Annotated in this window: 14 protein-coding genes; 10 read left to right on the top strand and 4 right to left on the bottom strand. The window is 58.8% G+C overall.

Annotated elements, in window-relative coordinates:
* Nucleotide 1: 1 nt before the first annotated feature.
* The 7 genes from ABIE13_RS12425 to ABIE13_RS12395 are packed head-to-tail and all read left to right on the top strand — an operon-like array spanning nt 2 to nt 7171.
* Nucleotides 2–1216: an ABC transporter substrate-binding protein gene (locus ABIE13_RS12425; RefSeq protein ID WP_354443823.1), complete on the top strand. Its 1215-nt coding sequence runs from the start codon at nt 2–4 to the stop codon at nt 1214–1216.
* Nucleotides 1217–1241: 25 nt separating this feature from the next.
* On the top strand, nt 1242–2102 hold the full coding sequence (locus tag ABIE13_RS12420) for a branched-chain amino acid ABC transporter permease (protein ID WP_354443821.1): 861 nt from the start codon (nt 1242–1244) through the stop codon (nt 2100–2102).
* 4 nt (nt 2103–2106) lie between these two features.
* Nucleotides 2107–3072 (top strand): branched-chain amino acid ABC transporter permease, encoded by a 966-nt coding sequence (locus ABIE13_RS12415; protein ID WP_354443819.1) that lies wholly within the window; start codon nt 2107–2109, stop codon nt 3070–3072.
* On the top strand, nt 3069–3818 hold the full coding sequence (locus ABIE13_RS12410; protein ID WP_354443817.1) for an ABC transporter ATP-binding protein: 750 nt from the start codon (nt 3069–3071) through the stop codon (nt 3816–3818). The genes ABIE13_RS12415 and ABIE13_RS12410 overlap by 4 nt, the downstream gene beginning before the upstream one ends.
* Nucleotides 3819–3828: 10 nt before the next feature.
* Nucleotides 3829–4530, top strand: a complete 702-nt coding sequence (locus ABIE13_RS12405; RefSeq protein ID WP_354443815.1) for an ABC transporter ATP-binding protein — start codon at nt 3829–3831, stop codon at nt 4528–4530.
* Between the two features lie 12 nt (nt 4531–4542).
* Complete coding sequence (locus ABIE13_RS12400) at nt 4543–5541, top strand: LacI family DNA-binding transcriptional regulator (RefSeq protein WP_354443813.1); 999 nt, start codon at nt 4543–4545, stop codon at nt 5539–5541.
* 46 nt (nt 5542–5587) lie between these two features.
* Nucleotides 5588–7171, top strand: a complete 1584-nt coding sequence (locus ABIE13_RS12395) for an N-acyl-D-amino-acid deacylase family protein (RefSeq protein WP_354443811.1) — start codon at nt 5588–5590, stop codon at nt 7169–7171.
* Between the two features lie 105 nt (nt 7172–7276).
* On the opposite strand, the gene ABIE13_RS12390 is transcribed toward ABIE13_RS12395, so the two are convergent.
* Both ABIE13_RS12390 and ABIE13_RS12385 read right to left on the bottom strand, forming a co-directional pair.
* Nucleotides 7277–8191 (bottom strand): GNAT family N-acetyltransferase, encoded by a 915-nt coding sequence (locus ABIE13_RS12390; RefSeq protein ID WP_354443809.1) that lies wholly within the window; start codon nt 8189–8191, stop codon nt 7277–7279.
* A gap of 186 nt (nt 8192–8377) precedes the next feature.
* Complete coding sequence (locus ABIE13_RS12385) at nt 8378–9265, bottom strand: GntR family transcriptional regulator (RefSeq protein ID WP_354443807.1); 888 nt, start codon at nt 9263–9265, stop codon at nt 8378–8380.
* Between the two features lie 12 nt (nt 9266–9277).
* Here ABIE13_RS12385 and ABIE13_RS12380 point away from each other — a divergent pair, with 12 nt between their 5' ends.
* Entirely contained in the window at nt 9278–10234 is a 957-nt protein-coding gene (locus tag ABIE13_RS12380; RefSeq protein WP_354443805.1) for a tripartite tricarboxylate transporter substrate binding protein, read from the top strand.
* Nucleotides 10235–10236: 2 nt separating this feature from the next.
* A complete protein-coding gene (locus tag ABIE13_RS12375) occupies nt 10237–11406 on the top strand; it encodes an aminotransferase class V-fold PLP-dependent enzyme (protein WP_354443803.1) in 1170 nt (389 codons plus the stop codon).
* A gap of 612 nt (nt 11407–12018) precedes the next feature.
* On the opposite strand, the gene ABIE13_RS12370 is transcribed toward ABIE13_RS12375, so the two are convergent.
* On the bottom strand, nt 12019–12273 hold the full coding sequence (locus ABIE13_RS12370) for a hypothetical protein (protein WP_354443801.1): 255 nt from the start codon (nt 12271–12273) through the stop codon (nt 12019–12021).
* A 47-nt stretch (nt 12274–12320) separates the two neighbouring features.
* Nucleotides 12321–12599, bottom strand: a complete 279-nt coding sequence (locus tag ABIE13_RS12365; RefSeq protein WP_354443799.1) for a glyoxalase superfamily protein — start codon at nt 12597–12599, stop codon at nt 12321–12323.
* Between the two features lie 588 nt (nt 12600–13187).
* Between ABIE13_RS12365 and ABIE13_RS12360 the strand changes: the two genes are divergently transcribed.
* Nucleotides 13188–13451, top strand: a complete 264-nt coding sequence (locus ABIE13_RS12360) for a helix-turn-helix domain-containing protein (protein WP_354443797.1) — start codon at nt 13188–13190, stop codon at nt 13449–13451.
* Nucleotides 13452–13454 lie beyond the last annotated feature (3 nt).

The raw sequence follows: 13454 nt of genomic DNA, 5'->3' as shown, positions 1-13454 counted from the left end.
CGTGTCAAACTTTCACTTTAGCCGCCGCGACGCACTCAAGACCCTCGCCGCCACGAGTGGCTCCATAATAAGTGGTGCTACCTGGGCGCAGTCCGCTCAAGGGGATCTCAATATTGCGGTCTTGTCGCAGTTCAGCGGCAACTACGCGACCTTGGGACCTTCCATTCTTCGGGGAGCTCAGCTCATCGTGGAAGAGCGCGGCGGCAAGGTGCTCGGTCGCAAGATCAACCTTCTGCAACGCGACGACGAGGGCAAACCGGCAGTCGGCGTGCGCCGCATTACGGAGTTGGTGGAGAACGAAGGCGTACGCTACTTCACAGGCAATGCCTCCAGTGCCGTCGGCTTGGCTGAAGCAGAGATCGCTGCTCGCTCAAAAGTTGTTCAGTTCGCTGGAGGCGGCTCGGATGAATTTACTGGTGCGCGATGCAATGACTTCACCTTCCAGTGGTCAGCCCACCCTTACACAGCCTGCAGCGCCACTCTCGAATACATCCGTAAGCTGCATCCCAATGCCAAGCGCATCTACACGCTGACAGCTGACTATGCATTTGGCCATTCACTTCTGAAGTACACCCAGGCGCTGGCCCCGGGTCTTGGTTTCGAAATGATCGCTGGAGACCGGCATCCGGCCAACGAGCGTCAGTTCACCCAGTACTTCAACAAAGCGTTTGCTGCCAAGCCCGACGTGGTCCTGCTGCTAACCGCAGGTGCCGATTTCCTGGCCGCTGCGCGTCAGTTGCACAGTTTTGGCGCCAAAAACCTGGTCGTGGGCGCGCCTTGGGCGGCCGAGATTGATGACTTGAAGGAACTCACCCCCAATATGCGCGCCTGGCTCATCCTGGGATTGAACTATCACGCAGGCATCGACAACCCGGTCAACAAATCCTTCGTGGTCAGCGCGGTCAAAAAATACAAGAGTGTGCCGACGTATCCCATGGCGATGGGCTACGACACCTTTCGCACGCTCTTTTTGGCGATGGAGAAAGCCAACAGTGTTGACCCGAAGGTGGTGGCCAAGACATTGGAAGGCTGGCGATTCGACAGCGTGCACGGCAGCACACAGATCGACGCGAAAACCCACCAGAGCCTGCGCCCCTACTACCTCGCTCGCTGCAAGGCAGCAAGTGAAATGAAGAATGCGGACGACATTGCCGAAATCGTCTACCAGGGCAACAAGCCGCAGCCGGCAGAGCTCAACGATTGCAAACGAGCCTAAACGGCCAGCCAACAGGAGAAGCCTCTTGAGTTCCCTTGTCATGGCGCAGCTAATCAACGGCTGCGCGATAGGAATGTTGTACGCGGTCATGGCCTTCGGGCTGTCCATCATCAAGGGGCTGCTCAATGTCCCGAACTTCGCGCATGGAGCGCTCTTTGCGACGGGTGCGTACGTTTGCTACGCGATTGCCAACATGGGCTTGCCATTTGGTCTCGCGCTCATCGGCGCCTTTGCCGTACCAGCACTGATCGGCGCAATGTTGCAACGATTCGGACTGGAAAAACTGGCGAAGGCGGACTACTTGCTGCAGGTGCTGTTCCTCTTCGGAATTGCACTGGCGCTGGAGCAAACGCTCGTCGTGATATGGGGAACCTCGGGTGTGAGCCTGGCTGCGCCTAGCCTCTTCGGTGGGTCCTTCGACCTGGGGTTCATGCGGCTGCCGCGTTACCTGGTATTCGTGACGGTTGCCAGCGCTATGTGCATCGCGGTGCTTTGGTTCCTTATCGAGCGAACAAAACTCGGTTCTCAAGTGCGCGCAGGCATCGAAAAAAGTGAGATGGCGCGCTGCTTGGGCATCAATATCAAAGGCCTGCTTATCCTGGGCTTTGCGCTGGGCGCGGGCATGGCCGGCCTTGCTGGTGGGATTGCCCTGCCCCTGTTGGGCGCCAATAGCAGTTCGGGCAACGACATGATGTCAATCGCGTTCGTCGTTCTGGTTTTGGGTGGCTTGGGTTCACTCTACGGCTCAGTGGTTGCCGGGTTGCTGCTGGGAATCGTGCAGAGCCTGAGCACGCTGGTGGCGCCCACCATGAGCACCTTGCTGCTGTATGTCGTAATGACTTTGGTGTTGCTGGTTCGTCCGCAAGGCCTCTTCGGAGAACGCTGAAACCATGAATAACAAACACAACGGCTGGCGCGTACCGGCCATCCTCGCGGCGGTTTTAGCCGTAGCCCCACTCACCATGCCCGTCAACATCGCCAATGAGATTGTGGTCATGGCAATCTTCGCCATGGCCGCGAATCTCATCATTGGCGTCGCCGGCCTCTACTCCTTTGGACACGCCACATTCTTTGGAGTCGGTGCGTACATGGGCGGCTACGTCCTGGCCCAGTTCCAGACATCGACACTGACCACGCTGTTGATTTCCATCGTGGCCGGCGCGCTATCGGCCACGATCATCGGCGCCATCGTGATTCGGCGCGCTGGCTTCTACTTCATGATGCTAACCTTCGCATTTAACCAGATGGCGTTTTACGTGGTGCTCACATGGTCAAACGTGACAGGTGGGGAAGATGGCATGGGAGGCATTTCCCGCACCCCCCTGGGCATCCCCGGCCTTGGAGCACTGAACCTCGATGATCGCCAAGTGTTCTATGCACTGTGTGCTCTAGTGTTCCTGGCCAGCTACTACATCCTTAATCGGGTAAAGCGCAGTGCGCTTGGCTTGGTTCTGGAGTCTGCGAAAGATAACCCACGGCGCACCGCGTCTATCGGCTATTCAGTCTATCGGGCACAAATCACCGCCTTTGCAATCTCCGGCGCATTCGCTGGCCTGGCCGGCGCACTGTACGCACTGCTGTACCGTTTTGTCCCCGTGGACACCATAAGCCTGGCGATGTCGGGCAATGTGCTGTTCATGATCGTGATCGGTGGCCTGTCGTCCATGGTCGGCCCACTGATTGGTGCAGCAGTCTTCGTATGGTTACAGGGGTTGTTCAGCCTGATGTGGGCAAGGTGGGCCTTGCTGTTCGGGCTCTTCATAGTATTGGTGGTCTTCACCATGCCCAATGGCCTGGTGGGCGCATTCGAAAAATTGCGCGCGTTCTTGATTCAGAGGAAAGGTGACCGGCAATGAGCACCGATATCGCACTTGAAGCAGTGAACGTCAGCAAGAAGTTCGGCAGTATGACGGCAGTCGACGGAGTGTCGATTCGCTTCCAGACAGGGCGTCTTCACACAGTCCTCGGACCCAACGGCGCTGGCAAAACCACGCTCTTCAACCTGCTCACAAAAGACTACAAACCCGACGGCGGCGAGATCCATCTGTTGGGCGAAGCTGTGACGTCGCTGAAGCCGCATGAAATTGCCCGCCGCGGAGTTGGGCGGTCGTATCAAATCACAAGCGTGATCCGCGAGTTTACGTTCTTCGAGAATGTCCTTCTGGCAGCCTATCGTGCTCAACGCAGAGGCCGATTTGGCATTTGGCGAGCGGTACGGCAAGACCCGAAAGCCGCAGCCCAGGCGCGAGAGTTGCTAGGCAGCCTAGGCTTGGAGCGATTCAATGACCGAAAAGCCGCCGACGTGTCTTACGGTGACCAGCGCATGTTGGAGCTTGCAGTCACCCTGGCCACTCAACCCCGAGTGCTCCTGCTCGACGAGCCCACCGCTGGTTTGTCTCAACGTGAGAGTGAACGCGTCAAGGACGTCGTGAACTCGTTCAAGTCGCGCTACACCATCGTGATGATTGAGCACAAGATGAACGTCGTGATGGACATCTCCGACGACGTGACGGTGATGGCCCGGGGCCGGGTTATTGCTTCTGGATCACCTGAGCAAATATCGAATGACGCAGCCGTCAAAGCCGCCTACTTCGGACTGTGAAGAAACGACCATGAAAACCCTTTTGCAAATCGATGCCATCGAAACCTTCTACGGCAAGAGTCAGGCCCTGCACGGCGTCACCTTCCATGTGAATGAAGGGGAGACCGTGGCGCTCCTCGGGCGCAACGGCGCTGGCAAAACCACTACCCTGCGCTCCATCATGGCGCTCAACCATGTAGCTACGGGCAGGGTACATTTCGCCGGCCAGGACATCAGTGCCCGAGAGACCCATGAAATCGCACGCATGGGGATGACCTTGGTGCCCGAGACGCGTGACGCGTTCTCGCTTCTGACCGTCGAAGAAAACATCATGCTGGGCTACCGCGAAGGTTCACCATTCACGCTAGATCGGATTATGAACTTGCTGCCTATCATCAAGGAGTTCCGAGGCCGAAAAGGCGGGGAGCTCTCAGGTGGTCAACAACAAATCATGGTGATGGCCAGGGGACTTGCCATGAACCCTCGCGTGCTACTGCTCGATGAACCCTCCCAGGGCCTGGCACCGGTGATGGTGACAGCGGTCGCCGAGGTCCTTCAAAAACTCAAGCAGGAGAAGCTGACGGTGGTATTGGTCGAGCAGAATCTGCGTATGGCGCTAAATGTCGCCGATCGCGTTGTCCTGCTAGAGGACGGCGCAACGGTAGACAGCATGACCAGTACAGAAGCGCTGGCGGACCCAGAACGTCTTGAAAAGCATTTAGCGGTCCATTAAACAATCTCAGGCATGACAACACCGCTTTCACATCCAACCGTTACACAGAAAGACGTTGCCAAACTGGCACGGGTCTCGCAGGCTGCCGTCTCTCGATGGACATCGGGTCGTGGCTACGTTGCCGCCGACGTGCGCGAACGCATAGAGAAGGCGGTTTCGGAGCTAGGCTACGCCCCGCACCCTTTGGCTCAAGGACTCAGCAGCGGCCAGTCTGACATCGTGGCCATCGTGATGGCCAACATCACCAACCCATGGTATCCGGTGGTACTGGAGCGCATCACCCAGGCGCTGCAGGCATTGCAGTTGCAAGTACTGCTCTTCAATGCCACGCCGCCTCAATCGGTGGATGACGTGGTTCCCGACGTGCTGCGTTATCGCGTTCGTGGCGCCATCATCACTACAGCGGCACTCTCCTCAACAGCCGCGCAGCAATTTGTTGAACGAGGCATTCCAGTCGTGCTTTTCAACCGCACCACTCGCACGGGTGGGGTTCACTCAGTGTCCTGCGACAACACCGATGGCGGGCGCACCGCCGCAGATACGCTGATCAAGTCGGGGGCCCGGCATGTGGCCTTTCTCGGCGGCAGTAGCGAGTCCTCTACCAGCACTGACCGGCTACGGGGCTTCACCCAACAGTTGCACGAGTGGGACAGAACACTGGTTGCGACAGTGGAAGGTGAGTTCACCTACGAATGGGGGTTCCAGGCAATTCAGAAGCTGATGGAAGCACACCCAGAGATTGATGGCATCTTCTGCGCCGATGACGAGATCGCATCCGGTGCGATGGATGCACTGCGCTACAACATGGGTAAAAGAATCCCTGAGGACATTCGGATTCTGGGCTTTGACGACCATCCCATTGCTGCCAAGGCAGCCTACCAGCTCACCACCATCCGGCAGCCCGTTGAAGACATGATTCAGCAGTCGATTGACCTGCTGCTGCACGGCGAGATTGCCAAACCGTCCACCCAGTTACTCAAAGGCCAGCTCATCGTGCGCGGGTCTGTGTGACCCTGCACACGACCTTCAAGGCCCTGTGACACTCGAGGATCAAACTATGTTCGATGTGATTTTCAAAAATGGAACTGTATTCGATGGGTCCGGGGCACCTGGCCAATTGCAGGATGTCGGCGTACGCGACGGGCGCATCGAGGCGATTGGCCAACTGGGCCATGACGCCGAGCAGTTGGTGGATTGCGTTGGTCTTACCGTGTCGCCCGGTTTCATCGACATCCATACCCATTCGGATGCAACCCTGCTCTCCGACCCCGATGGATACAGTCTGCTCATGCAGGGTGTGACCACGGAGATCATTGGCAACTGCGGCTTCTCGTGCGCCCCGTGCATCAAGCGCGAACTGGTCGAGCGCTTCATGATCGGGCGATTGCCTGGGCAGGCGTTCACCTGGTCGTCGTTTGGCGAATATCTCGATGTGTTGCAGGCACAACGTCCTGGCCTTAATGTCGGAGCCTACGTCGGACTTAACACGGTGCGGTTGAATGTGGTGGGTAACGAACCAAGAACGGCCACGGACGATGAACTGCAGTACATGGGCAACATCGTCAGGCGCTCCCTTGACGAGGGAGCCATTGGAGTCAGCTCCGGACTTGAATACAACCCTGGATTCAACTCGGATCTCAGGGAGCTTGTAGAGATGGCGCGGGTCGCCAAGGAGTTCGACGCTATCTATGCCAGCCACATCCGCAATCGCGACTGGAACTATGAGATGGGTGTTGGAGAGGCATTAGCCACAGCCCGTTTGTCCGAGGCCCGTCTACAGCTCTCGCACTTGGCGCCCAAGACGGGCGCACCTGCACATGCGGCGGAGCACATGCTGGAGATGATCGAATGGACTCGCAACGTGGGCATCGACGTGGGCTTTGACGTGATTCCTCACGAGTGGGGACCAACCTTTCTGTACACCATCCTTCCTAAATGGGCTTACGAGGGAGGCATTCCTGGAATGCTGCGGAGCTTGGCTGATCCCAGTTTGCGCTCGGCTCTCAAGAACAACACCTTCCCGCAATGGAAGTTGGTGGCTCAAAAGCGTTGGTCTGAACTGGTCCTCACTCGGTCCACCGCCAGTCATGAATTTGTCGGCCTGGACTTTGCAGAGATCGGCCGCCGGCGTGGCGTCGACCCGCACGACGCCATTTTGGACATCCTTCTGGAAGAAGGAGAGTCTGTGGCTGACTGCACTTGGGCCGGTCGAATATCTGAAGATGAGGACATTCGGTTGCTTATGGCTAGACCCGAATGCTCAGTGATATCCGATGCGATAACGCTCAACACCAGTGGACCACTCAAGAACGTCCGCTTTGCCCCGACTGCCTTCGGATGGACTGCTCGCTTTTTAGGGCACTACGCTCGAGACATGGGCATGATGGACCTTAGCGAGGGCATTCGGCGACTTACATCTCTTCCCGCACACCGCATGAGCATCAAAAAGCGCGGTCTCCTGAAAAATGGCTATCACGCCGATTTGGTTGTCTTCGACGCGGATGCCTTATCGGATCAGTCCTCATTGCAGGCTATGTCGAGCAGTCCTCAAGGACTGATGCATGTGATGGTCAACGGCCAATTTGCCGTGAGGGACGGAGAGCGCACAGCCGTTCGAGCAGGGCATGTTTTGAGACGCTGATGAGTGTCAGAGGACGGATGTAGACGCGGGAGCTCAAATGCAGCCTATGGTTGAAGCTGATCCGCTGACTGAGGCTTGTCGAGGGACGTCGGGTCGAGTGACCGGTTAAGCCGCGTTCTGGAAAAACGCCTGTGTGGGCGTGCCCTGGTGAAAAAACATTTGCCAGCCAGTGGGCTCCAACCGCCAAATTGATGCTCGATTTGTAGGCCGCTCAAGCAGCCCACTTGGCGTCAGTTGTGCAGATCGGTATGTGAGAAGAGCGTCCGAATGTCCCAGCATCTCAATTCGAAAATCTTGAGAGTGGACTTTCGTCAGTTCAGTTTCTGCTTGAAGTTGCTCCAGCATCTCGTGGCGTGTGTACGAGCGGCCAGAGCGACCAAACTCACGAAACTGCGGGTGTAAAAGCTGCCCAAGTCTTTCTGGATCGCGCCTTGTCTTCGGCGCGTGCAGTTCGCATTCCAAGGCTTGCAGAATCGACAACGTCTGTTCAAGCATGGTGTGTGGGGTGACATTCGACGCAAGGGGAAGCTTGCGACTTGCTGCTAGACGTCCAGTGCCAGAGGGGTCGGCCGCATCGCTCGCCTTATGCAAAGCCTTGAAGTAGATGAGTTCGGAATCGGATTCATCGAGATTCCCGACAGTGCCGCTAGCGGTAAAGCCAGCACGAGCAAACAGGTCTTGTGCCCTTGAGTTGGATGCGTTGGTGCTGGTGAAGAGCTTGGGAGTGCTGCAAAGCCGCTCTGCCTGCGCAAGCAGAAACTGGCCAATGCCTTGGTGTTGATGAGCCCCTGCGACGCAGACGAGGGGAATGAAACCATTGCCAAAAAAGGTGTGCTCGAGGACAAAAAAGCCAACGGGTCTATCGCGCATCAATGCGACAAAGCAAGATTGTTGCTCGACCCAACGACGCAATTCGTGCGTTCGAGCTTCGTGCACCTGGGCATACGCATCGCAGGCGACCAGATCGGGAAGGTCGGAGTCGCGTGCTTCGCGAAGAAGCAGATTGGTTTCGGAAGACATATAGATAGCTAAGGTTCAACCTCAGGGGCGGCGCGCTTGCGGAATACCCCTTGACGGAGGGCTTAGGCGTTGAGCGCATGGAGAGCCTGAATGGTCACGGCTCCATCGCCAAGCCCAACGCCTCTATTGTGCTCGCCAGGGTTCTGGGCGGCAGTGATGTCCTGCCACCCAAGCCCGGTCCAGCAGCTAACCGACCGCCTTCTTGCTGCGCGAGCGTTTGGCCGGCCCGGGTTCAGGCCGGGCCTGTTGCTCTGCCGTCAGCAGTTCGATGCTGACCTCGGAGCCCGACAGCAGGTGGTCGTACATGATGCGCCGCACCGCGCCGTGGTCACGCGCCATCAGCGCTTTGGCCAGCTCCAGGTGCTCGGCCATCGCTTCTCCCCAGCGCGGCAGGTCCATCGTTGATCGAAAGCGTTCGCGGCGCAGCCGGGCGTTGAGATTGTTGTAGTTCTCTTCCAGCAGCGGGTTGCATGCGTAGCGCACCAGGCTTTCGTGGATGCACTGATTCAGCGCGAAGTACTGCAGGCGATCGCCGCGCTTGTAGGCGCTCTCGAGCGAGTGAGTCAAGGCCATGACGGTCGACAGCTCTTGGTCGGTCGCACGGTGCGAGGCCAGGTCGGCCGCCGTCATCTCAAGGCCGGAGAGCAACTCGAACAGGTGCCGCACATCGGTGCCGGACAACGCCGTGACATAGGCACCCCGGCTGGGTGGCAGCTCGATCAGGCCTTCGCCCGCGAGCGTGCGGAAGGCCTCGCGCAGCGGTGTGCGCGAGACCTGCAGCAACTCAGTCAGGTTGGCTTCGTTCAAGCGCTCGCCGGGTGCGAGTTCGCCCGACAGAATCATCTGGCGCAGGCGCTCCTTTGCAAAGGCATGCAAGGCCTTGCGGGAGGTGGAGGCCCGCGGGGCGGTCGCGATAACAGTAGCGTTCACGAAGGGACGATCAGGAAAGGAACTGTCGAGTTTACGTTGCCCCAGCGCTGATGCACCACCTTTATTGAATGCAATAAATTGCAATAAACGGCACTTTATGCCGTAATATTGCATACAACCAATGCGATGGTCGCGTTGAAACATAGGAAGCTTGTGATGCGTTTTCTTGTTGGAATGAAGAATCTGATGGTTGGGGTCTTTGGCCTGGCCTGCTTGTCGGCCATCGCGCAGGGCTTCCCCGATAAGCCGATTCAGTACACCGTGCCGTTCCCAGCGGGAGGCGAATCCGACATCGTGGCGCGGCTGCAGCAGGATGCGTTGCGCCGATTGACCGGCAAGGAAATGGTGATCCTGAACAAGGGCGGCGCCGGTGGCGGGCTTGCCTGGAGCCAGCTCAACAATCTGCCGGCCGATGGCTACAACGTGGTCAGCGTCAATCTGCCGCACATCGTGCTGCAGCCGCTCGAAGGCCAGGTGCAGTACAAGACCGCTGACATCAAGCCGGTCTATTTCTATACCTACACGCCCGACGCGCTGATCGTCTCGGCCGACAGTCCCTACAAGACACTGCAGGACCTGGTGCGCGCCGCGAAGGAGAAGCCCGACGCCGTCACCATCGGTGGCACCGGGACCAATTCAGCAAACCACCTGGCCGCCGCGCGCCTGAACGAGATGACCGGCATCAAGACAACTTACGTGCCGTTCAAGGGTTCTGGCGACCTGAACCCTATGCTGCTGGGCAACCACATCAGCGCGATGATGAGCTACACCACAGCGGCCTTCCAGCTGAAGGACAAGGTGCGCGTGCTGGCTATCGCGATGCCGCAACGCCACCCGCGGCTGCCCGGCGTGCCGACCTTCAAGGAACTGGGCATCGATTGGGTCGACGGCGCCTACCGCGGCGTGGCGATTCCGAAGAACACGCCTGCCGACGTGCAGCGCAAGCTGTCCGACCTATTTGCACAGATCAACCGCGAGCCCGAGTTCATGCAGAAGATGGCCGCCGGCGGTTTCGAACTGGTCGACGTGCCACTGTCCGGCGTCGACGCCTTCATGGCCGAACGCTCCAAGGGCTACCTGGTCGTGGCCAAGGCGATGGGCCTGATCAAATGACGATGGATTTCGCCACCGCACGCCAGCAGTTCCCCGCAGCCCTGAATCAGACCTATCTCAACGTCGGCTCCAAGTCTGTGCTGTCCAACGCCGCCCACGCAGCGGCGATGGAGTCGATCGGCCTCACCTGGATGGGTACGGACGACAAGTCTTCCGACAACGAGGCCTTTCTGCAGCAAGTGCGCGGTAAATTCGCGCGCCTGATAGGTGCGGCCGGCGCCAACGACATCGCCTTCACGAAGAACGTGACCGAGGGCCTGAACGCCGTGGCTTCGGCCATGGACTTCTCCGCCGGTGACAACGTGGTGTTGTGTGCTGAGCTGGAGCACCCTAACAACGTCTATCTGTGGCTCGCCCTGCGTGCCAAAGGCGTCGAGCTGCGACTGGTGCCGCCCCGCGGCGACTGCATCAACGAAGAAGCCTTCGTGGCCGCGATCGATCGTCACACCCGCATCGCCACGGTGTCGTCGGTGACCTTCACACCAGGCTATCGCACGCGGCTGCAACCCATTGGCCAGGCGTGCCGCAAGGTGGGCGCGCTGTTCCTGGTTGATGCCGTGCAGTCGGCTGGCGTGCTGGAAGTCGACGTTCAGCGCGACTGCATCGACGCGCTGGCCACGTCGACCAGCAAGGGCCTGCTGGGCATGTTCGGCCTCGGCTTCCTATACGTTAGCCCGGCGTGGGCGCAACGACTCACGCCAGCGGCGATTGGCCGCTACAGCGTAGTGCGCGGCGCAGGCCACCAGTCGGAACTAGAGAGCTTCGATTACCAACTGCTCCCCGACGCGCGCCGCTTCGAGGCTGGCAACTACAACTGGCCGGCCATTGCCGCGATCGAAGCCTCGCTCGATAGCCTGCTGGCGCTAGGCATCGCTCGCATCGATGCGCATGCCAGCGGCCTGGCCGCTGAGTTGCGCGATGGACTCGAAGCCGTAGGCCTGCCTGTCTGCCGCGCTCCCCGTCGCGAACTCGACAGCCACCTGGTGACCGTAGGGCGCATGGGCGAAGGCGATGGTTATTCGTCGAGCGATCCGGTGCTCAATGCGTTCGCAGCGCGGCTGCGTGAGGCGCATGTCAAGTTCAACGTGCGGCGCGGTCTGCTGCGCTTTGGGTTCCACTGCTACAGCAGTGCGGACGATGTCAACGTGGTGTTGAGCGCCCTGCGTGCATAGCGCTGGCCTTGCGTCGACAGGATCAGATTAGATCTCCCGGCGTGGGCGCAGCTAGCACGCCACCAGAGGTTGTCAAGAAGTTGGCAGACCACGTTACTCGCGTTCTTCGTGAACCCGACGTTCGAAAGATGTTTGAGGATCAAGCCGCAACCGTGATTGGCAGCCAACCAGCGGAGTTTGCAGCGGATCTCAGGAGCGAAATTCAGCGCGGTCACGCTTTTGTGAAAGCGACCAACTTGGTCGCAAATTAACATCTGCGCCGACAGGGCGGAGCTAGGTACTCAAACCCATCACCGCATTACGATCGCCGATCCTGGCGCAATCTAAGAGGTAGATTTTTCTCAGGGCCGGTCCAACGTGGCGAAAGCGTAGTTTTTCAACACAAGCGGCCACAGCGGTCCTTCGGCGTCGCCACGCAGGCGTTTGCGACTTGGCCAGGAGAACTGCTCCGCACTGACAGCCGACAACGGGCTCCTCACCACCTCGACCCTTCGAGGTCTGCGGGCCATCTTCAAGCCCGAATCTCGCGCTCCAGCCGGCATCGGAAAGACCACGCCACTTTTTGCACATCGGCAACACGCACGCGGGTCGCTAGGCGCGTAGACGACGCATTCATCGATCAAGGCCTCGTGCACCAATCAGATCGCGCACGGCAATGGCGACCACCAAAAGCGCCAAGCCGGCGGCGGTTACGGTTGCCGCCGTGTAGAGGCCGATCAGGGCCCAGTAAAGGACAGGCTGCTCGATAGCAAGGATGTCAGTTCCTTTGCGGTTGTTGAGCACCCCGGTGCGCACGCTTTCCACCACTTCGGTCGCTCCAATAAGGCAACCCCAGCCGATCAAGACCGCGACCGCGAGGGCTGCCATCGACTGTAGCCACGGTCGTCGGTGGCTCGGGGCATTCGGGCGGCCCGTCACGTGCTCACTGCATTAGCAAAGGTCAACCGATTCCCGAAGGAATGCCGCACTGTCACCTCACGCGTGCCCAACCCCGTGTGGTCGATGCCAGGACACGCATGGCCGTGATGCTTGGCTGCTTGTCTGCCATGAAATCCATAGATTCCGTTGCATGCAACGCGCAGGACTCCACCGCGGCAGGCGCCGCTGTGGTGTTCGACCAAGTGCTGCACACGGCCCTCGCACGACACCTGGAGGTACGGTGGCAGCACAGGCCCAAAGCGATGTTGCTCCACAGGCGTTGTTTCCTTGTAGTTAATCCCATGTGCGCGAACTTATCAGACGCACGTTGTCCGACTCCGGATTATCGAATGGCCCATATTCACAATGAAGTAGATGAATCGACACTCGGACCCAGCCGAAATGTCAGCGGGGGAACTGCTGAAGACGGCGGGTGCTCTTGAGCTGACCCTTGCCGCCTGCCGGGGTATGCCATAGGTCATGGCCGATGTGGTCGGCGGGCAGATCGACTTTACGTTTTCAGATCCGTCGCGGCAGCGGGATTCATCAACGGCGGCCAGGTCCGGGCGCTGGACGTCACCGACGCTACGCGGGTGATGTTGCTACCCAATTTTCCCACCATGACCGAAGCAGGCTATCAGCACGTTACCGACCATCGCGACCCGGATCGCTGGGGACTTGATAGTTGATCAGTCCCCTGATAGCGAGAGACGTCAACAACAGCATTTGACGAGCACATGGGTGACGAAGTTAGCACCAGACAAATACCGGTTATTCCAGTAAATAAAATTTACCGCTTATTCCGGTAATACAACATTAGTGAATATTCCACTAAAATGAATTTACCGGAATAGGCGGTAATCATGCTCAATCGAACCCAACGCATCGTCACCTCAGCTCAGCTTGGAACCCTGCTCGTGAGCGTGCGCAAGAGCCGCAAGCTCACGCAGGCTCAGTTGGGTGCCCGCCTGGGCCTGAGTCAGAAGCGCGTGTCTGAGCTGGAGCTTGCCTCAGGCACGCTGAGCGTCGACCAGCTCCTGGCCATTTGCGCCCAGCTCGGATTACAGCTCAATGTGCAGCTACGCGACGACACCCCGCCTGCGCGGGACTCAGCAACAGCCTGGTAAGCG

The sequence above is a fragment of the Ottowia thiooxydans genome, from assembly GCF_040548795.1.
In the GTDB taxonomy this organism is placed as follows: Bacteria; Pseudomonadota; Gammaproteobacteria; order Burkholderiales; family Burkholderiaceae_C; genus Ottowia; species Ottowia thiooxydans_A.
Note: the sequence above shows the minus strand (reverse complement) of the source record. Positions and strands in the feature narration are given on the sequence as shown.